Here is a 17501-nt window from a genome sequence, read left to right on the forward strand (position 1 = left end):
TGGCAGCGCCAAAGACTAATGACTAAATTCATTAGCCTTTAGTAAATAGTCATTAGTTTCTAGTTACCAGCACCAATAACTAATAACTAATTTCTAATAACTAATTCCTAATGGGACAGCGTTCTTCCAGGCAAGTCCTTAGCATCTTGGGATCAAACAACATCGGCAAAAAGTGGATGCTGTTAACTTCTTTGAAGTAAAACAGAATTGGCACTGGTGTCCAAAAAATCTTCCAATTTTGCCATTCCTGGTAAGGAAAGCGCCGAATCATTTTATCAGAGCGATAAACATCTAATGCTGTTGGGGTGAATTGCAAGCGGATTGTTACCGCCTGAAACAGCAGGAACAACCCGAAAATAGCGATCGCGCTTGCCAGCCAAGGTGAAAAGAGCAATAATGGAACCGCAACTACTAACAATCCCAAAGGTAGTGTGTAACTAGGTGACAGTTCAATAGTTTGTGACGGTAAAGAAGAAGACGCAGCAGTAGTCACAGGCATAAACCCCGTTTTGTAAAAAATCGTCACTCTATTTTTTATTTTAAAGGTTCTTAACCTCAGGCCCCCCGCAGTACGGCACTGCCAGTTCCCTGAAACATCACCCAAGTCAAGAAAAAGTTAGAAATAAAGATGGCAAGTAAAGCTGTGACAACAGCTGTTGTGGTAGATTGACCAACGCCTTTTGCTCCTCCGGTGGTGGTTAAGCCCCAACTGCAACCGATTGTGGCAATTAGTCCCCCAAAACAAAATGCTTTAATCGCCGCACTACACAAATCCCAGACTTGAAGGAAATTCCGGGCAGAATCTAGAAATACGGTTTCGGAAAGATGGTATAAATTTGTGGCAACCAGCATTCCCCCAGCCATCCCGGTGATGATAGAAAGAACTGTCAAAACTGGCAGCATCAAGCAGCATGCGATCGCGCGGGGAATCACCAGGTAATCTATCGGGTCGGTTTTTAGCATATATAGCGCGTCGATTTGTTCGGTGACGCGCATAGTGCCAATTTCCGCAGCGAAGGCTGATCCAACTCGCCCAGCCAAAACCACCGCAGTCAGTACGGGTGCAAGTTCGCGGGTCAAAGAAAGCGCCAATACGCCTCCCACAGCCCTTCCAGCACCCAGATTAATAAACTCTCTTGCCACCTGAATTGTAAACACCATGCCGACAAAAGCGGCAGTTATCAGCGCAATTAGCAAAGATTCAGGGCCAACTGCTGCCATTTGGTCGAGGGTGTTGCGCCGATGGATTTTCCGAGTCAGTAGGTGAACTATCACCTGTCCCCCCAGGAAAATCGCCGCCAGCAACCGCTGACCCCACACCCCTAAGCTGTTCGTTTGCGTAGTCTCGCTCAATGATGCTAATGCTCGCTTCAACCACTGCGTAAAGCATAACTGATGCACCACCTAAAAAAGCACTTATGCAAAAGTAAAAAGGCAAAAAGCCCTAATCCCCCAATCCCTAATCCCCAGCCGCCAGTCCCCAGCCCCCAATCCCCAGAAATTATGAGATACATTTACGGACTTTAACCAATATTTTTAAGGTTTATTTAAGATTTCTGACATATCGGTGCAGATTGAGCGATCGCACCTATTGTATATAGAGATAAACAAGCACTGTCCCCTTAAGCCTTCTCGGTCAGTTCCTTCGCAGTAACGTCCTTATGAGCATTTTGCCTAACTTCTTCCGTTCCCTGATTCTGGCGAGTCTTCTTAGCTTTGCCGCCCCTATAGTCCTTTTTGGCGGGGTGTTGGCAAGTTTGTCTCTGCTAAGTTACATTCCTTTAGTCGAAGCGATCGCCCAGTTCACCCAGGCGCAGATTTTACAATTTCTCGCTGTCTTCGGCAATGGCTGTCCTCTAGAGGGCATTTTAACCATCGGCTTCACCTTCAGCATTGTTGGTGCCATGTTCGACACCTACGCCTTCTATCGTTACCAAAATTTACGCGGAAATTAATAATTTAAGAGTACAGGAATCAAAACTGACTCTAGCGCATAACGGAAGCCACTATCTTTTTAACTACTGATAAGCTCCTCCCACCCTTAGACGGAGTTGAGCATTATGGCAAAATTAGTTGAGATTAGTTTAGGTACGACAAATTCTTATATTGCCGTGGTAGAGGGCAAGCAACCCGTCATTATTGCTAACCCATAAGGACTTCGCCTCACTCCTTGTGCTGTAGCTTATGGGGTCAAAAAATTTAAAGTGAAGAAACCTTTTTAAGAAAAGTTGCTGAAGCGATGAAATTTCTCATCTACTTTGGGGCTAATTGGCATGCCTTAGACGAAGAGATATCTCTGATTTTATGACAGACCGGATATATTCAGCCAAGCTGGCTGTTGCTAGCAGCAAATAGCACAGGAAATTTTACGTTCTGCGGAAGAATACTGGCAGAATAAAAAACCACTGTGGATGTTAAGAAGTTCATAATTTGGAGGATGTAACTTTACTTGACATTATTAATGAGAAATTTACCTCTTTTTTATTATCGTAACAACTCAAAAACCAGTTTTATAAAATAAAACTGGTTTTTGAAAAATGCTTACATTAAATTCGCAACAAGCCTAGACCGCCACAACAGCAGCAGGCTCTAAAGTAGCTACTAATTTAACATTAAACTCCCCTTCAAACACGTCTTTTTTGTAATCTAAACTCCAGAGTTCCAAAGCACAGTCATCCTCTAAATGAGTTGGAAAAAGCTGCAAGTGTAGTTCTCGTTCCGGGCGATATTCACACTGCAACCGCTCAATAGCACCAATTTGTCTGCGGTCAAGAGCAACTGCTAGTCTCAGCAATGCGCTGAGCTGAGTCACTATCTGGCGATGCTTTTTGCTGGGGAGATTTTGATAGTTTTCGTGCTTTTTCTTGGGAGGATTTTTGCGGTGATAGCGGGCGATGTTGGCGATGACTTCAATTTCAGCTTCTGTATAGCCTAAAAGGTCGCCGTTGCGAATTAAGTAATAAGAGTGTTTGTGGTGAGAAGAATGACTCACATGGTGTCCGCAGTTGTGTAAAATTGCGGCAGACCAAAGCAGTTCCCTTTCTTCTAGACCCCAGTTGTGGAGATGTTCCTTGGTTTGGTCAAATAAACTGAGGGCAAATTCTGCTACTCGCTGAGAGTATTCTAAATTGACTTGATATTTTTGGGCAATTTTGATGACGCTGCGTTGACGCACTGAACTTTGGTAGCGCAGTTTGTCTTCAATTAAACCGTGGGTAAGCATCCAGTCTACGATGACACCTTCCCGAAGACTCCGTTCGCAAACCGTAAGCGTTTCTTGGCGCAGCAGCGTCATCGCTTCTTGTAAAATTATTGCACCTGCAACAATGATTTCTGAGCGGCGATCGCTCATTCCGGGAACTGCGGCGCGTTCGGCGTTGTTCATCTTTCGCAGACGATTAACTAAATCCCGCAGGTATTTGAGACTCAACTGGTAGCCAGTTAGGGGCGTTGGCACCATTCCCATCTGTTCTCGCGCCTGCATTGTTGCTAAAGTCTCTATAGTGCCAGCTGTTCCCACTAAACGCAGTAATTCCCCCGGCTGCAAGTAAGCCTGCAACTCTTCCACGGGTCGTTCTAGCTGTCCCCGCACGTAGGCTTGCAGGTAATAAAATTCGGCATTGCTGATCGGGTCGGTGCTGACAAGTTCTCTTGTAAGGCGCACCGCACCGACTTTGGTGCTGCTGAGACTTCGCGCGTCGTGACTATCCCCTAAAATTAATTCAGTGGAACCGCCGCCAATGTCAATAATAATGTGGGGCTGGTTGTTGAATTCCATCCCCGAAAGTACGCCCAAGTAAATTCGTCGGGCTTCCTCTTGACCAGAGATTAGGTTTACAAATAAGCCTAACTCTGATTCTACGTGTTTGAGAAAGTCTCGACCGTTGGGGGCTTCGCGCACTGCGCTAGTTGCAACAGCGATAATATGTTCGGCGTTCAAACTTTTAGCAACTCCCTGGAAGCGGCGTAAAGCAGCGATCGCGCGATCCATAGCTTCCGGTGTCAGATCGCCCGTCTTTTGATCGCGATCGCCCAGTCGCACCGTATCTTTTTCTCTGGCAATAATACTAAAAGCAGGCAAACTAGGTTGAATTCGCACTACCACCATGTGTAGGGAATTTGTACCCAAGTCAATAGCAGCAAGAATCCGATCTTGATTCATCTTAGGAAAGGGAATATTCACAGAATTATCTTTGGTGGCGATAAATGAATTAACCATCGCAACGTATCTAGGGTTCTAAACCCAGCCGAGACTTGATGAATAAGGATATTCTATAGGGGATAAAGACACGATTAATCGCATATATCTATAGGAATTATTAGCAAATTGATGATTCTTTGTAGAATTTATCCGGGGTTTGGCAAAGTCAGCTTTAAAATCCCTATTAGGGATTGAAACTTAAGGATTAAAAATTTCATAGATCATGCTGACTCAACAAGAACCCCAATCTGAACCAATATGGCTGACTATCATCCGGCTTTTGAGGTGGGATAAGCCGGAAGGACGATTAATTTTGATGATTCCCGCCCTTTGGGCTGTATTTTTGGCAGCAGGGGGAACACCACCGCTACCGTTGGTTGGCGTGGTGGTGTTGGGTACTCTTGCTACAAGTGCTGCTGGATGCGTTATTAACGATTTGTGGGATCGGGATATCGATCCACAAGTGGAAAGAACGCGATCGCGTCCCCTCGCTTCTCGTGCCTTGTCAGTAACAACTGGTATCGTCGTCGCCTTGATAGCGATGAGTTGCGCTGCTGTTCTCGCCTTTTACCTCAACCCGCTAACTTTCTGGCTGTGCGTCGCCGCAGTTCCGGTTATCGTATGCTACCCCCTCGCCAAGCGCGTCTTCCCGGTGCCACAGCTGGTACTTTCTATCGCCTGGGGTTTTGGCGTTCTGATCAGTTGGACTGCTGTAACTGCCAAGCTAGAAGAACCCACCTGGATTTTATGGGGGGCGACGGTACTTTGGACACTAGGATTTGACACAGTTTACGCCATGAGCGACAAGGAAGACGATCGCAGAATTGGCATTAACTCCAGTGCTTTGTTCTTTGGTAAATACGCCGCCGAAGCTGTGGGCGTTTTCTTTGTTGGCACCGCAATCTTACTAGAATGGCTAGGAATCGAGATGCAATTACATCTGAGTTTTTGGTTAGCCTTGGCTGTTGCTACTTTAGCCTGGATTTGGCAATATGCCCGAATTAGCCAAAAAGATGTCCCCACACCTGTTTACGGGGAAACTTTCCGCCAAAATGTTTGGATTGGCTTTATTGTACTCGCCGGGATGATTGCCGGATCTCTTAGCTGATAGCTTATGAGTGTTTTTTAAATCCCATTGCGATCGCAATGGGGATTATAACTTTGCCTATAGCAGTCCTAAATGATTCGGGAAGGCGAGATCCCCGACTTCTCTAAGAAGTCGGGGATCTGAAGGACGGGCAGATTTCCTCTGCTAACTAAAGTGTGAAAAATTTCAATAATTTTCTTATGAGAAAAATCATCATTGGCGTTATGGGGCCAGGTGCCAACGCCACCGAAACCGACTTACAAAATGCCTACAAACTAGGCAACCTCATCGCCCAATCGGGATGGGTGCTGCTGACTGGCGGTAGAAATGCGGGTGTGATGGATGCAGCAAGTAAGGGCGCAAAAGCTGCCAATGGTCTAACGATTGGCATTCTTCCTACTAACGATACCAGCGCTGTTTCTAATGCCGTAGATATTGCGATTGTTACCGATATGGGAAATGGGAGAAATAATATTAATGTCCTCTCCTCTAATGTTGTGATTGCCTGTGGCATGGGTGCGGGAACGGCTTCGGAAATTGCCCTGGCTTTGAAAAACCATAAAAAAGTGATTTTGTTAACGAATCATCCAGAAAGTAAAGTTTTTTTCCAAAGCTTGTCTGAAGACTCTATTTTGATTGCCAATACTCCAGCAGCGGCAATCGAAATCGTTAAAGAAGTTTTGAGCCATTATTAATTATCCCTTTGGATAGATGCAAGCGGCAGAAATTAGTGGAAAGCGGCATCTAAACTGGCATAAACCGTTGATTTTGGCTGTCTCTCGACTTTTAAGGTACAATCCAGTGGTTAAGTTTTATATCGTCAGCGATCGCGACCTCGGTCTGGCGAGACTTATATGCTTAAGAAGAAAAAAACTTCTTCATTAGTTTTAAGCTAGAAAGCAGTTAGCAGAGGATTGAACACAATGGCATTTGAATTACCCCCTTTACCTTACGATCAAGACGCTTTAGAGTCGTCTGGTATGTCGGCGCGGACACTTGAGTTCCATTACGGCAAGCATCATGCTGCTTACGTGAACACTCTCAACAACCTGGTTAAGGACACGGAACTAGCCGACAAGTCGCTTGAAGAAATCATTAAGGCAACCTACAAAGCTTCAGACAAAGCTGCTGTATTCAACAACGCTGCTCAGGTGTGGAATCATACCTTCTATTGGAATGGCATCAAGCCAAACGGAGGCGGCAATCCTAGTGGCGAACTAGCGGAAAAGATTAACGCCAGCTTCGGTAGTCTCGACAAATTCAAAGACGAGTTCAAAAATGCTGGAGGCACCCAATTCGGTAGCGGCTGGGCTTGGCTGATCAAGGATGGCGACACCCTGAAAGTAGCCAAGTCTCCGAACGCGGAAAACCCAATTGCCTACGGACAAACTCCCTTACTGACGATGGATGTTTGGGAACACGCCTACTATCTGGATTACCAGAATAGCCGTCCAAACTTCATGCAGAACTTTGTTGACCACTTGATCAACTGGGACTTTGTTGCCCAAAATTTATCGGCTGCTGCTTAAATAACTGCTGATGTTTAAGCTAGGTCAAATTTAATCGTCTTGAAAACAGTCACACTTTTAGTAGTGGCTGTTTTTTTATAATTATCTGTAAACTTTGGTTGTCTCTATCTTTAAAGAAGATAAAACTCCCACCAGCTAAATCATGAATAGTAAAGAGCTAGCGCAATACCTCGAAGCAACAGATAGCATCTCCAAGCCTTGGCTATTAGTGCAATTGCGGCTAAAGAAACTCCAAGAACGTCGCCCGACGATTTCTCCAGAGGAATATGCCGAAGAATTAGCAGATATTTATCAGGATTTAATGAATCTAGGTGAGTGGTGGCGGGGAAGGGAAGATGAAGTATTTGGTTGAAAAAAGCTGATCAAATGGCTATCGTCCGACGGGAATAGGCTTGGCGACCAGCGCTGGTGAAGTCTAAGGCGAAACAAAGGCGTAGCGGCTCCTTTTATCTCCACACGGCTTTCACCTACCGTCAGATAGTTTCTGGCTCTTATATCTCAAGATAGTATAAATCCATCATTGATGGAATAGTCATCCCTTTGTGTCCCTTAAGATTATGCCGAAATCAAAAAAAACTACACAAGAAATTAATCTCAACGATCCACAATATTATTTCAGCCGGGAACTCAGCTGGTTAGAGTTTAACAACCGGGTGTTGAATGAAGCCATCGACCCTCGAACACCCCTATTAGAACGCCTAAAATTTATAGCCATCTTCTGTTCTAACCTGGATGAATACTTCATGGTGCGCGTCGCGGCGCTGAAGCAACAGGAAGAAGCTAAAGTAAGCAAACTGCCCCCCGATGGTCGGACACCTACTGAACAGTTAGAACTGATTAGCATTAAGACCCGCCCCCCAGTAGCACTACAGCATCAACACTTTGAACAAGTATTGCGGCCCCTGATGGCGGCAGAGGGCATTCATCTTTTAGACTACGTGGATTTGAACCAGGAACAGCGAATTTACCTGCAAAAGTATTTTGAGGAGCAAATCTTCCCAGTTCTGACTCCGCTAGCTGTTGATCCCAGCCATCCCTTCCCCTATATTTCCAACCTTAGCCTCAATCTCGCCGTAGTGGTCAAAGACCCAGACACTGGCGAAGAATTGTTTGCCAGAGTCAAAGTCCCGAACACCTTACCCAGGTTTGTACCCTTGCCAAAAGAAGCTGGAGTTGGCAGTCGGTCATCTATAATCGAAAATCAGCGACACATTTGGACTGGCGTACCCTTAGAACAGGTAATCGCCCATAATTTAGAATCTTTGTTTCCGGGGATGAATATTCAGGAATATCACCCATTCCGCATCACCCGCAATGCAGATATCGACGTGGAAGAAGACGAAGCCGATGACCTGCTGCTGGCGATTGAACAGGAACTGCGGAAACGCCGCGTTGGGGGTGAAGTGGTGCGGATGGAAATGTTAGCTTCCATGCCTGAAGCGGTGCGAGGGATGCTGATTCGGGAACTGGGACTTTCGGAAAAAGATGTCTACGAGGTGGAAGGAGTACTGGGACAGGCAGATTTGATGTCGTTTATGGCATTGCCAATCCCAGAACTCAAAGATCCTGCGTGGACTCCAGTTGTACCGCCACGCCTGCGACGAATCAACGAAGACGGTTCGGATGAGAAAGAAGATTTTTTTTCTGTAATTCGTAATGCAGATTTGATGGTTCACCATCCTTATTACTCGTTTGGAGGGACGGTGCAGCGATTCATTACCCAGGCGGCACACGATCCGAATGTGCTGGCGATTAAAATGACGCTGTATCGCACTACTGGCGACTCGCCGATTCTTCAGGCGCTGATTATAGCAGCGGAAAAGGGAAAACAAGTATCGGTGTTGGTGGAACTGAAAGCCCGTTTTGATGAAGAGAATAATATCAATTGGGCGCGGAAGTTAGAACAAGCTGGAGTCCATGTAGTCTATGGTTTAGTCGGTTTGAAGACTCACACGAAAGTAGTTCTAGTAGTGCGTCGAGAGGAAGACCGGATTCACCGCTACGTCCATATTGGTACGGGGAATTATAACGCTAAAACGGCGCGAATCTACACAGATTTGGGGCTGTTAAGCTGCCGCGAAGACTTGGGGGCGGATTTGACAGATTTGTTTAATTACTTGACTGGTTACTCGCGACAGCGTTCTTATCGGAAGCTGTTGGTGTCGCCAGTGAACTGTCGCGATCGCTTTGTCGCCTTGATCCGCCGCGAGATGGAACACTGTAGGGATGGGAAAAGCGGTCGTATTGTCGCCAAAATGAACTCTCTCACAGACCCCCAAATTATTGCCACCCTGTATCAAGCAAGCATCGCTGGAGTGCAAATCGATCTGATTGTGCGGGGAATTTGTTGTCTGCGTCCCGGACTGGAAGGGGTGAGTGAAAACATCCGGGTGGTTAGCGTTGTTGGGCGCTTTTTAGAACATTCCCGGATTTATTACTTTCACAATCACGGTAAACCAGAAGTGTATATTGGCAGCGCTGACTGGATGTCCCGCAACCTAGATCGACGAGTGGAAGCGATCGCTCCCATAGAAGATCCCGACATCTCCAACGACCTGCAAGAAATACTCGGCATCATGCTGGCAGACAACCGTCAAGCCTGGGATTTACAACCTGATGGCAAATACGTCCAACGCCACCCCGACGGCAAGGAAAAAGAGCAAAGCGCCCAGAAAATTTTAATGGACATGGCACTGCAAATTTAGATTGGGGAATGGGGACTGGGGGCTAGGGAATGGCTATAGGGAAAAGTTAAGTGATTGGGGACTAGGGCTAGGTATTGGGTATAGGAAAAAGTTATCAGACCAAGAGTAACTAATTCATAACTCATAACTCTCCTAGTCCCCAATCCCCAATCCCCTTTCCCCATTCCCCAGTCCCCCCTTGCAAACTTCCCCACACAGTCCGACACTGGTCTTGGAAGTTCATTGGCAGTCGGGAGGCTTAAAGCGTGAAAAAAGTATTAGCTATTATTCTCGGTGGCGGCGCAGGCACCCGTCTTTACCCGTTAACTAAGATGCGGGCTAAACCAGCTGTACCGCTGGCAGGAAAATATCGCTTGATCGATATCCCGGTCAGTAATTGCATAAATTCAGAAATTTTCAAAATTTACGTCCTAACTCAATTCAACTCAGCTTCACTCAATCGACATATCGCCCGCGCCTACAGCTTTTCTGGGTTCACAGAGGGATTTGTTGAGGTGCTAGCCGCCCAGCAAACTCCGGAAAACCCCAACTGGTTCCAAGGCACCGCCGATGCTGTCCGCCAATATCTCTGGCTGTTGGACGAGTGGGACGTTGATGAATACCTGATTTTGTCGGGAGATCATCTCTACCGGATGGACTATCGCCAGTTCGTGCAACGCCACCGCGATACCAATGCCGATATTACCCTCTCCGTTGTGCCGATGGATGAGCGTCGGGCATCGGATTTTGGCTTGATGAAAATTGATGACACCGGGCGGGTGATTGACTTCAGCGAAAAGCCCAAAGGCGATGCGTTGCACAGTATGGAAGTCGATACGACTACCCTGGGTTTGAATCCAGAACAAGCAAAGAAAAATCCCTTTATTGCCTCAATGGGGATTTATGTCTTTAAAAAAGAGGTGCTGATGCAGCTACTGCAAACTAACCTCGATAGAACCGACTTTGGTAAGGAAATCATCCCAGCGTCGGCGAAGGATTTCAACGTTCAAGCTTACTTGTTTGATGATTACTGGGAAGATATTGGAACCATAGAGGCGTTTTACGATGCTAATTTGGCTCTGACGCGGCAACCGGAGCCTCCTTTCAGCTTTTATGATGAAAACGCCCCAATTTATACTCGCGCTCGTTATTTGCCCCCCAGTAAGCTGCTAGATTGCCAGGTAACAGAATCTATTATTGGGGAAGGCTGCATCCTGAAAGAATGCCGAATCGAGCATTCGGTATTGGGAGTGCGATCGCGTATAGAATCCGGTTGTCTGATCGAAGACACTCTGGTAATGGGTGCAGACTACTATCAACCCTTCGCTGAACGACACTCTAACTGTCAAGACGGCAAGGTTCCCCTGGGTATCGGTGCAGGAACAACAATTCGCCGCGCGATTATTGACAAAAACGCTCACATTGGTTGCAATGTCCAAATTATCAATAAAGACCGCGTGGAAGAATCTAACCGCGAAGACGAAGGTTTCTACATCCGCAGCGGTATTGTGGTAGTGCTGAAAAATGCCGTGATTGCCGATGGAACGGTGATTTAGGGATTAGGAGTTATGAGTTTTGAATTAATAACTCCGGGTGCATCTCAATGAGAGCAAAAATACCAGGCGATGTTCCTAATCGCGGCTAGACAAACAAAGTCCACCTTCGCAGATATATATACCCTGCTCCCGGCAGGCTTTGTTTGTGGAGCATCGATTCTAGTCTGAGGGCAATTAATTTGTCAGATTCTGATGCTCCCATAACTCCTCATTCTTCACTCTTAACTCCTAAATATTCAGCACTTTTTTTACTTATTGGACTTCCCGGTAGTGGCAAATCGTCTTTAGCAAAACAACTGCTTGCAGAATGTGAACAGCGGCGACTGATTTCCACAGATGGGATTCGAGAGCAACTCTTTGGAGATGAAGCCGTGCAGGGAGAGTGGCTGTTAATATGGCATGAGCTACAGCGGCAATTAACTCAAACACTTCGCCAGAGACATCAGGCGATTTACGATGCTACAAATGCGGCTAGGAAACATCGTCGGGAAGCGATCGCTATTTCCCGTAACATTGGTTTTACCCACATCACAGGGATATGGTTAGATACGCCACTAGAGGAGTGTCTAGAGAGGAATAGAACGCGCGAGCGTCAAGTTCCAGAAGAAGTCATACTGAGTATGCACCAACAACTAAAAGACGCACCGCCAGCCCTAAATGATGGACTGGATCGTCTGCTCCGGTACTCTGTGACAAGTACGGAAATTGCGATCGCATCCATGAGAAAGAACCGAACTTAAACCCATTGACTCCTTTGATAGCCTAGCTCTGAGGGATCTAAATAAAAAAACTTAAACTAAATATTAAAGCAGAGGAGATAGGCTGATGGCTGCAACCGACTTCAAAGACTATTACGCCATCCTGGGAGTAAACAAAACCGCCAGTTCAGACGAAATTAAAAAAGCCTACCGCCGACTGGCACGAAAATACCACCCCGACATGAACCCAGGTAACAAAGAGGCTGAAGCACGCTTCAAAGAAGTCAGCGAAGCCTACGAAGTGTTATCTGACCCCGAAAAACGCCAAAAATACGACCAATTTGGGCAATACTGGAGACAAGTCGGAGAAGGATCGCCATTCAGCGGCGGCGGCGGCGCTGGAACTAACGTTGACTTTGAAGGCTTTGACTTTAGCCAGTACGCGAATTTTGATGAATTCGTCAACGATCTTCTCGGCGGTTTAGGCGGTGCTAGTGCGAGAACTGGTGGACGCAGCACCGGACGGCGGACAACCTATCGCCCATCCACTGGTACTGGATATACAGACTTTGGCAGTTATGCCGAACAGCCTTCTGGAGTAAGCGCCGATAGAGAAGCCAGCATCAAACTGGGTTTATCCGAAGCATTTCACGGCGTTCAGAAGCGTCTGTCTTTAGGAAATGAAACTATTGAAGTGCGAATTCCTCCCGGCGCTAAAAACGGCAGCCGCATTCGCGTCAAAGGCAAAGGCTCTGTTAGTTCCTACACCCAACAGCGCGGCGACTTGTATTTGATAGTAGAACTTCTGCCGCACTCTTTCTTCCAATTTGAGGGCGATAATCTAGTCTGCGAAGTGCCTGTAACGCCAGATGAAGCCGTCTTGGGGGCGCAGATAGAGGTTCCGACACCAGATGGCACCGTCAACGTCAACGTTCCCCCTGGAGTCCGTTCGGGTCAATCTCTGCGACTGCGTGGCAAAGGTTGGCGCAACCCTAAAGGCGATCGCGGCGACCAGTTAGTGAAAATTCAGCTGGTAACGCCGAAAGACATTACCCCAACTGAACGCGAATATTATGAAAAAATCCGCGCCAGTCGCACCTTCAACCCTCGCAGTAACTTAGCTCAGGTGAAACTGTAGGCTTAGACCTAACAAGAACAGCCCCTTCCTTTGAAGGGAAGGCAGGGTGGTTTCATGCAACCCTTAGAAAATATCGAGGCATTGCGACATTTTGTAGTAGGGGCATGGCAATGCCATGCCCCTACCGCAAACCCAAATCAACGTTACAGAATTTTCTTTTAATAAATGAAACTACCCTGCCGCTCCTTTTAAAAGAGGGGTTGGGGAGAGGTTTACCTGAATCTACAATCGGCTGACTGCATCTAACAGCGTCTCCACAGAGGCATTATGGTCGAGGAAGGAGAACAAATGCCTATAGCGCAAAATCCCATTTTTGTCAACAACGAACTGTCCAGGCAAAGGCGCACCCAAAGCTTGACCCGTGCAGTAAGCCCGAAATGTCCGACAACTGGGGTCACTCAGCAACGGCATCTTTAAACCCAAGTCTTTAACAACAATTTTGCTCTGTTGCTCATCGGTACTGGTAATCATCAACACTGCTACCCCCCGACTGGTGAACTGCTCGTAGTTTTCATTCAGCGCTTTGATATGCGGAAAGCAAAAAGGGCAATATTGCTTTTCGGTGAAGATGCGGGTAAGTGCCACGATAACAGGTTGTCCCCTGTAATCTGATAACTTGACTTTCCCGCCATTAGTGATGTCCGGTAATTCAAAGTTTGGCGTAGTTTCTCCCAGATTCAGACTATTTGTTGCTGGAATCGGAAAGAAATTCTGGAAAAAGCGTTGATTCAGCAGTCCGCTAAAGTCGGTAGAAGTCAGCATTTTAATACCATTTTGCTCTTATTGTTGTAATTTTAATATTGCTTTACTTATTTGTGAGCGGGTTTGAGGAAGATGCGATCGAGCTTTCATCCCCAACAAAAATCGCATCCCTGAATTGAAGATGCGACTGACTTTATAAACTGACAAGCATTACTTCTTCTTAGAAAACCCTGACTTTTGTGGTACTGGGGGTAAGACCCATAGCAAAATTGTGATCGCGCAGGTACGCCATTTACGGAGTTTGTAGACTCTCTATGTATTTTTTAATTTCTTGATTAGGCTGTACAAGTGGACTATCAAAATTAACTACCATTCTATGATTTTCATTGTAAGGCTTTGGAGCAAATAGCACTCGATAATCCTCCGCTATAATTTCTTTGTCACAACAGTGCCAACCTTTAGAGTAGTCGTGAGCATGAGCTTGATTGTTTAAGCCTCGAAGCTGATAGTATTCTATCGGGATTCGTTCTTTCCATACATCGATAATTCGTTGATTCACTAGAAGGTGCGATAGAGTCCAATGATGTCCGTATTCATGGGCTAATACCTCCTTGAGGGCATCAAGCGTCCTCACATAGTAATAGTTCAGGACAACTACAGCTACAATCCCGTCAATCTGATTTTGCGTATCAAAACGTAGTTTAAATTTCCAATACCCTCGGTAGCCACTTCGATCATCTTTACGAATCCTGATGACATCAAGCCACTCTGTATCTATTTCAGTAGAAAGTAAATCATTGCAAATAAAATTTACTAACTCCTGTAGCTCCGCCTCACTAAACTTGCCTGTATGATCTTCTAGACGCAATGCAAATTCTCCTCTAACCACCTATAAAACAGCCTAGCAAGCGCATGGTGCATTTGCTAGGCTCGTTACATTATTTACTGTTGTTCTAATTCCGTTATGGCTTGGGAGGCAAACTATGTTTTACAGGCTTGAAGGTTACTCCCTCGAAATCATCGTCATCTTCTGGCGAAACTGGAGCAGTTGACACACAAACAACCCTTCCACCGTCACTTTGAATTTCTTCATACATGAAAGAGGTGTCTGCGTTACTCATCAACTTGCCAGACTTTATCTCTGATAGGTGTTCTTGAAGCTCTTGTATTTCGCCAGGAGCAGCACCAGCTTGCTTAGCTTGTTGAATCAATTTTTCGATGTCCGTAATCGTGACAAGCATTATAGTGACCAATTATACTAAGCAGTCTTTAAAGAATTTAGGCTCTACACTGTAATCTTGTTTTATGTATCTTCTCTGGTAAGCCCCATTTTTGGCTCCCTTTTGGGATCAGTGGCAAAGGTGAGCCGAAACTGAACCTTTGAAATTTTTGTTATAGTGTAAAATGGCAATTTCTTTCAAAGCATCTAAAAAAGGGCTAGAAATCGTTGATCGGGCAAGAAGAAAGAAAGGCTGGGCAGCAACCGCTCTTGCTTGGTGTGCCGCTGCCAATACTTCAGGAGCAACTTTGAAGCGGTTTAGGACGGGACGACCGATCCAGCAAGATGTCTTTATCGCGATTTGTAAGGCTGTAGGGATAGAGAACTGGGAAGCAATTGTTGATAACAGTCCATCGCCACAAACAGATTCTAGACCAGAGTTTTTTGCCTATGATTATGCTTGGGTAGGTCGAGAGCAGCTAGTTGCCGAACTGAGTCAGAAAGTTCGAGGATCATGTCGGCTATTAATCCTAGTTGGCATCACGGGAATTGGGAAAACCGCATTGGCTGAAAAATTAGCAGTCGATTTGCAAGACTGGTTCCAGGGAGACTGGAAGCAAAAGTTTTGGAGAGCAAACTTTGACTACGAGGACAAAGCCACAGACTTTGCCAGCGTCGCAGTTAAATGGCTGGAGGAGTGGGGTGAGAGTGTCCTACCAGAGGATAAAGAGCCAGAACGATTGTTGCACAGGTCAGTAAAATACCTGCGCGAGAATCAGGTGTTACTGCTGATTGATTCTTTAGAAGGACTACTGAAGGGAAATGAAGAATATGGCTGGGGTAATTTTGCCGATAAGTGGTGGGTAAGATTTTTTCAAAATTTACTAGCAGCAGAATCTTGCCAAAGTCGGCTCATCCTAACGTCAGAAGATTTGCCAGCACAGGTATTAGCAATAGGCACACGTTATCCAAATTTCTGGTACTGCCAACCTCTGAGTGGACTCGCAGAACTGGAGAGCTTGGATTTATTCGAGAAAACAGGGATAGAGGTTGGCAAAGAGTCACCAAACAGACCCTATCTAGATCGGATCAGGGCTGTATATGAAGGGCATCCCTTAGCTTTGCGGGCGATTGCTGGGGAAATTGGGAATAAGCCTTTTAATGGCAATGTCGTGGCTTACTGGAACAAGCACAGTCACGAAATAGAAGAGGTCGAGAAAGCGATTGAGGAAGCCAAAACTAAAGGATTAATGGCATCAGCAGATGACAGATGGCAGCTGGATCGATACACTCGCGGCTTGCGGCGACAAGTTCGAGTCCGGCTGGAAAAGACATTTAATCGGTTAAACAAGGATGTTCATTATGCTTATGTGTTGCTTTGTGAAGCTTCAGTGTATCGCTGTCCAGTACCAGAGGAGTTTTGGCTGAGTCATTTAGAAGATTGGGATTTACCAGAAGATTGGAATGACCAGAAGAGCCAGCAAATGCTAGATGCGTTGCGTGAGCGATATTTGGTGGAGGAAGTCATTGACAACAATCAATGCCTCTTGAGGCAGCACAATTTAATCCGCAGTGTAGCGATTGAACACTTGAAACAGCTTGGTGAGGATGATGAGTAACTTTGATGAGTTAGAAGTTAAAGACGAAGAAGTTCGTGAGAATATTGATATTACAGCATCCGGTGAGTCGATCTTGACTAAGGTTGGTATCGCTCCAGCAGAAGTGAAATTTATCAAGCCGAGTTGGAAACGCACCCAATACAGGGCAGTAATCAACTGGCTCACAAAATACAAACCGCTACCAGATGCGCCCAATTTAGAGAAAGTTCGCGGCTACATGGAAGCCTTTCACCATCTCTGCGAAGTTGAAGATTGGGAAAGAGCAAGCATTCTCCTATCGATTCGCCTCAATACACCAAGCAATGAAGAATTACATACCCAACTGGGAACTTGGGGCTTTTATCATGAACAAGTTAACTTGTACAGCAGAATATTGGGCAAACTAAGTCCAAGTCGAGATGCTATTTTTTTTATGAGCTGGGCAAGGTTTACTATGTTCTGGGAGACTATGCCAAAGCGATTGAGTATTCTCAGCAAAGTTTGACAATTGCACGGGAAATTGGAAACCGCAGAGATGAGGGGATTACTCTGATCAATCTAGGAATTGCTTACTATTCTTTAGGAGAATATGCCAAAGCAATCAAGTATCATCACCAGAGTTTAGCGATCGCGCAGGAAATTAGAAACCGCCAAGGAGAAGCATATGCTCTAGGAAATTTAGGCAATGCTTACCATGTTTTGGGAGACTATGCCAAAGCTATTGAGTATCATCAGCAGAGTTTGATGATCGCACAGGAAATAAACGATCGCTTCGGAGAAGGGACGGCGATGGTTAATTTGGGAGAGACTCTAATAACACTTAAACACTATTCAGAAGCTATGGCAAACTTGCAGGCTTCGCTAGATATTTATAGAACAATTGGCGCTCGCTTAGGTGAAGCTATAGTTCTCAAAAACTTGGCAAAAGTGTATGAAAAATTAAGTAATCGCGCTTTGGCTGTTGCGTATTGCGATCACGCCTTATCGATTGCCACAGAGTTAGGCATTCCGTTAGCAAAAGAGTGTCAGGAACTCAAGGAAAAATTGCTGAGTCAGGAAGCATAGGGCGTGAGGTGCTATGACTACATG

General features: G+C 45.8%; 18 protein-coding genes and 1 pseudogene. 13 read left to right on the forward strand and 6 right to left on the reverse strand.

Going from position 1 to position 17501, the window contains the following annotated elements:
- Positions 1-100: 100 nt before the first annotated feature.
- Positions 101-499 (reverse strand): DUF3119 family protein, encoded by a 399-nt coding sequence (locus tag H6F66_RS09400; protein WP_190420513.1) that lies wholly within the window; start codon positions 497-499, stop codon positions 101-103.
- A gap of 56 nt (positions 500-555) precedes the next feature.
- Positions 556-1353, reverse strand: coding sequence for an MlaE family lipid ABC transporter permease subunit (locus H6F66_RS09405; protein ID WP_190420514.1), 798 nt, complete (start codon positions 1351-1353; stop codon positions 556-558).
- Between the two features lie 308 nt (positions 1354-1661).
- On the opposite strand from H6F66_RS09405, the gene H6F66_RS09410 reads away from it, so the two are divergent.
- Positions 1662-1955 (forward strand): hypothetical protein, encoded by a 294-nt coding sequence (locus tag H6F66_RS09410; protein WP_190420515.1) that lies wholly within the window; start codon positions 1662-1664, stop codon positions 1953-1955.
- A 105-nt stretch (positions 1956-2060) separates the two neighbouring features.
- Positions 2061-2150 (forward strand): annotated as a pseudogene (locus H6F66_RS09415) (Hsp70 family protein); the annotation flags it as partial.
- 413 nt (positions 2151-2563) lie between these two features.
- On the opposite strand, the gene H6F66_RS09425 reads toward H6F66_RS09415, so the two are convergent.
- Entirely contained in the window at positions 2564-4219 is a 1656-nt protein-coding gene (locus tag H6F66_RS09425; protein WP_190420516.1) for a Ppx/GppA phosphatase family protein, read from the reverse strand.
- A gap of 205 nt (positions 4220-4424) precedes the next feature.
- On the opposite strand from H6F66_RS09425, the gene H6F66_RS09430 reads away from it, so the two are divergent.
- The 8 genes from H6F66_RS09430 (at position 4425) to H6F66_RS09465 (ending at position 12893) form a co-directional block, all read left to right on the forward strand.
- Positions 4425-5309, forward strand: coding sequence for a 4-hydroxybenzoate solanesyltransferase (locus tag H6F66_RS09430; protein WP_277873817.1), 885 nt, complete (start codon positions 4425-4427; stop codon positions 5307-5309).
- A 179-nt stretch (positions 5310-5488) separates the two neighbouring features.
- The gene (locus H6F66_RS09435; RefSeq protein WP_190420517.1) at positions 5489-5983 is read left to right on the forward strand and encodes a TIGR00725 family protein; all 495 of its coding nucleotides are present in this window, start codon (positions 5489-5491) and stop codon (positions 5981-5983) included.
- A 228-nt stretch (positions 5984-6211) separates the two neighbouring features.
- Positions 6212-6817, forward strand: a complete 606-nt coding sequence (locus tag H6F66_RS09440) for a superoxide dismutase (protein ID WP_190420518.1) — start codon at positions 6212-6214, stop codon at positions 6815-6817.
- 142 nt (positions 6818-6959) lie between these two features.
- Entirely contained in the window at positions 6960-7169 is a 210-nt protein-coding gene (locus tag H6F66_RS09445; protein ID WP_190420520.1) for a hypothetical protein, read from the forward strand.
- 205 nt (positions 7170-7374) lie between these two features.
- The gene (ppk1, locus tag H6F66_RS09450; protein WP_190420522.1) at positions 7375-9522 is read left to right on the forward strand and encodes a polyphosphate kinase 1; all 2148 of its coding nucleotides are present in this window, start codon (positions 7375-7377) and stop codon (positions 9520-9522) included.
- A gap of 245 nt (positions 9523-9767) precedes the next feature.
- Positions 9768-11057, forward strand: coding sequence for a glucose-1-phosphate adenylyltransferase (locus H6F66_RS09455; RefSeq protein ID WP_190420524.1), 1290 nt, complete (start codon positions 9768-9770; stop codon positions 11055-11057).
- Positions 11058-11236: 179 nt separating this feature from the next.
- Positions 11237-11797, forward strand: a complete 561-nt coding sequence (locus tag H6F66_RS09460) for an AAA family ATPase (RefSeq protein ID WP_199294959.1) — start codon at positions 11237-11239, stop codon at positions 11795-11797.
- Between the two features lie 85 nt (positions 11798-11882).
- Positions 11883-12893: a J domain-containing protein gene (locus H6F66_RS09465; protein ID WP_190420526.1), complete on the forward strand. Its 1011-nt coding sequence runs from the start codon at positions 11883-11885 to the stop codon at positions 12891-12893.
- A 222-nt stretch (positions 12894-13115) separates the two neighbouring features.
- Here the strand turns inward: H6F66_RS09465 and H6F66_RS09470 are convergent, their stop codons facing one another.
- The 3 genes from H6F66_RS09470 to H6F66_RS09480 all read right to left on the reverse strand — a co-directional run bounded on the left by H6F66_RS09470 (position 13116) and on the right by H6F66_RS09480 (position 14836).
- The gene (locus H6F66_RS09470) at positions 13116-13655 is read right to left on the reverse strand and encodes a redoxin domain-containing protein (RefSeq protein WP_190420528.1); all 540 of its coding nucleotides are present in this window, start codon (positions 13653-13655) and stop codon (positions 13116-13118) included.
- 232 nt (positions 13656-13887) lie between these two features.
- Positions 13888-14463 carry a hypothetical protein gene (locus tag H6F66_RS09475; protein WP_190420530.1) on the reverse strand — a complete coding sequence of 192 codons (576 nt, stop codon included), beginning with the start codon at positions 14461-14463 and terminating at the stop codon, positions 13888-13890.
- A gap of 94 nt (positions 14464-14557) precedes the next feature.
- Positions 14558-14836 (reverse strand): hypothetical protein, encoded by a 279-nt coding sequence (locus tag H6F66_RS09480; protein WP_190420532.1) that lies wholly within the window; start codon positions 14834-14836, stop codon positions 14558-14560.
- A 163-nt stretch (positions 14837-14999) separates the two neighbouring features.
- On the opposite strand from H6F66_RS09480, the gene H6F66_RS09485 reads away from it, so the two are divergent.
- The 3 genes from H6F66_RS09485 to H6F66_RS09495 are packed head-to-tail and all read left to right on the forward strand — an operon-like array spanning position 15000 to position 17477.
- Positions 15000-16433 carry an ATP-binding protein gene (locus H6F66_RS09485; protein ID WP_190420534.1) on the forward strand — a complete coding sequence of 478 codons (1434 nt, stop codon included), beginning with the start codon at positions 15000-15002 and terminating at the stop codon, positions 16431-16433.
- Entirely contained in the window at positions 16423-16917 is a 495-nt protein-coding gene (locus tag H6F66_RS09490) for a hypothetical protein (RefSeq protein WP_190420536.1), read from the forward strand. Before H6F66_RS09485 ends, H6F66_RS09490 begins: the two co-directional genes overlap by 11 nt.
- On the forward strand, positions 16872-17477 hold the full coding sequence (locus tag H6F66_RS09495; protein WP_242019031.1) for a tetratricopeptide repeat protein: 606 nt from the start codon (positions 16872-16874) through the stop codon (positions 17475-17477). The genes H6F66_RS09490 and H6F66_RS09495 overlap by 46 nt, the downstream gene beginning before the upstream one ends.
- Positions 17478-17501 lie beyond the last annotated feature (24 nt).

The sequence above is a fragment of the Trichocoleus sp. FACHB-6 genome (assembly GCF_014695815.1).
Classification (GTDB): domain Bacteria; phylum Cyanobacteriota; class Cyanobacteriia; order Cyanobacteriales; family FACHB-T130; genus Funiculus; species Funiculus sociatus.

What these genes read in the sequence shown, in the direction of transcription:
- H6F66_RS09400 (WP_190420513.1), bottom strand. Translation starts at nt 499, where the DNA reads ATGCCTGTGACTACTGCTGCGTCTTCTTCTTTACCGTCACAAACTATT.
- H6F66_RS09410 (WP_190420515.1), top strand. Translation starts at nt 1,662, where the DNA reads ATGAGCATTTTGCCTAACTTCTTCCGTTCCCTGATTCTGGCGAGTCTT.
- H6F66_RS09425 (WP_190420516.1), bottom strand. Translation starts at nt 4,219, where the DNA reads ATGGTTAATTCATTTATCGCCACCAAAGATAATTCTGTGAATATTCCC.
- H6F66_RS09430 (WP_277873817.1), top strand. Translation starts at nt 4,425, where the DNA reads ATGCTGACTCAACAAGAACCCCAATCTGAACCAATATGGCTGACTATC.
- H6F66_RS09435 (WP_190420517.1), top strand. Translation starts at nt 5,489, where the DNA reads ATGAGAAAAATCATCATTGGCGTTATGGGGCCAGGTGCCAACGCCACC.
- H6F66_RS09440 (WP_190420518.1), top strand. Translation starts at nt 6,212, where the DNA reads ATGGCATTTGAATTACCCCCTTTACCTTACGATCAAGACGCTTTAGAG.
- H6F66_RS09445 (WP_190420520.1), top strand. Translation starts at nt 6,960, where the DNA reads ATGAATAGTAAAGAGCTAGCGCAATACCTCGAAGCAACAGATAGCATC.
- ppk1 (WP_190420522.1), top strand. Translation starts at nt 7,375, where the DNA reads ATGCCGAAATCAAAAAAAACTACACAAGAAATTAATCTCAACGATCCA.
- H6F66_RS09465 (WP_190420526.1), top strand. Translation starts at nt 11,883, where the DNA reads ATGGCTGCAACCGACTTCAAAGACTATTACGCCATCCTGGGAGTAAAC.
- H6F66_RS09470 (WP_190420528.1), bottom strand. Translation starts at nt 13,655, where the DNA reads ATGCTGACTTCTACCGACTTTAGCGGACTGCTGAATCAACGCTTTTTC.
- H6F66_RS09480 (WP_190420532.1), bottom strand. Translation starts at nt 14,836, where the DNA reads ATGCTTGTCACGATTACGGACATCGAAAAATTGATTCAACAAGCTAAG.
- H6F66_RS09485 (WP_190420534.1), top strand. Translation starts at nt 15,000, where the DNA reads ATGGCAATTTCTTTCAAAGCATCTAAAAAAGGGCTAGAAATCGTTGAT.
- H6F66_RS09490 (WP_190420536.1), top strand. Translation starts at nt 16,423, where the DNA reads ATGATGAGTAACTTTGATGAGTTAGAAGTTAAAGACGAAGAAGTTCGT.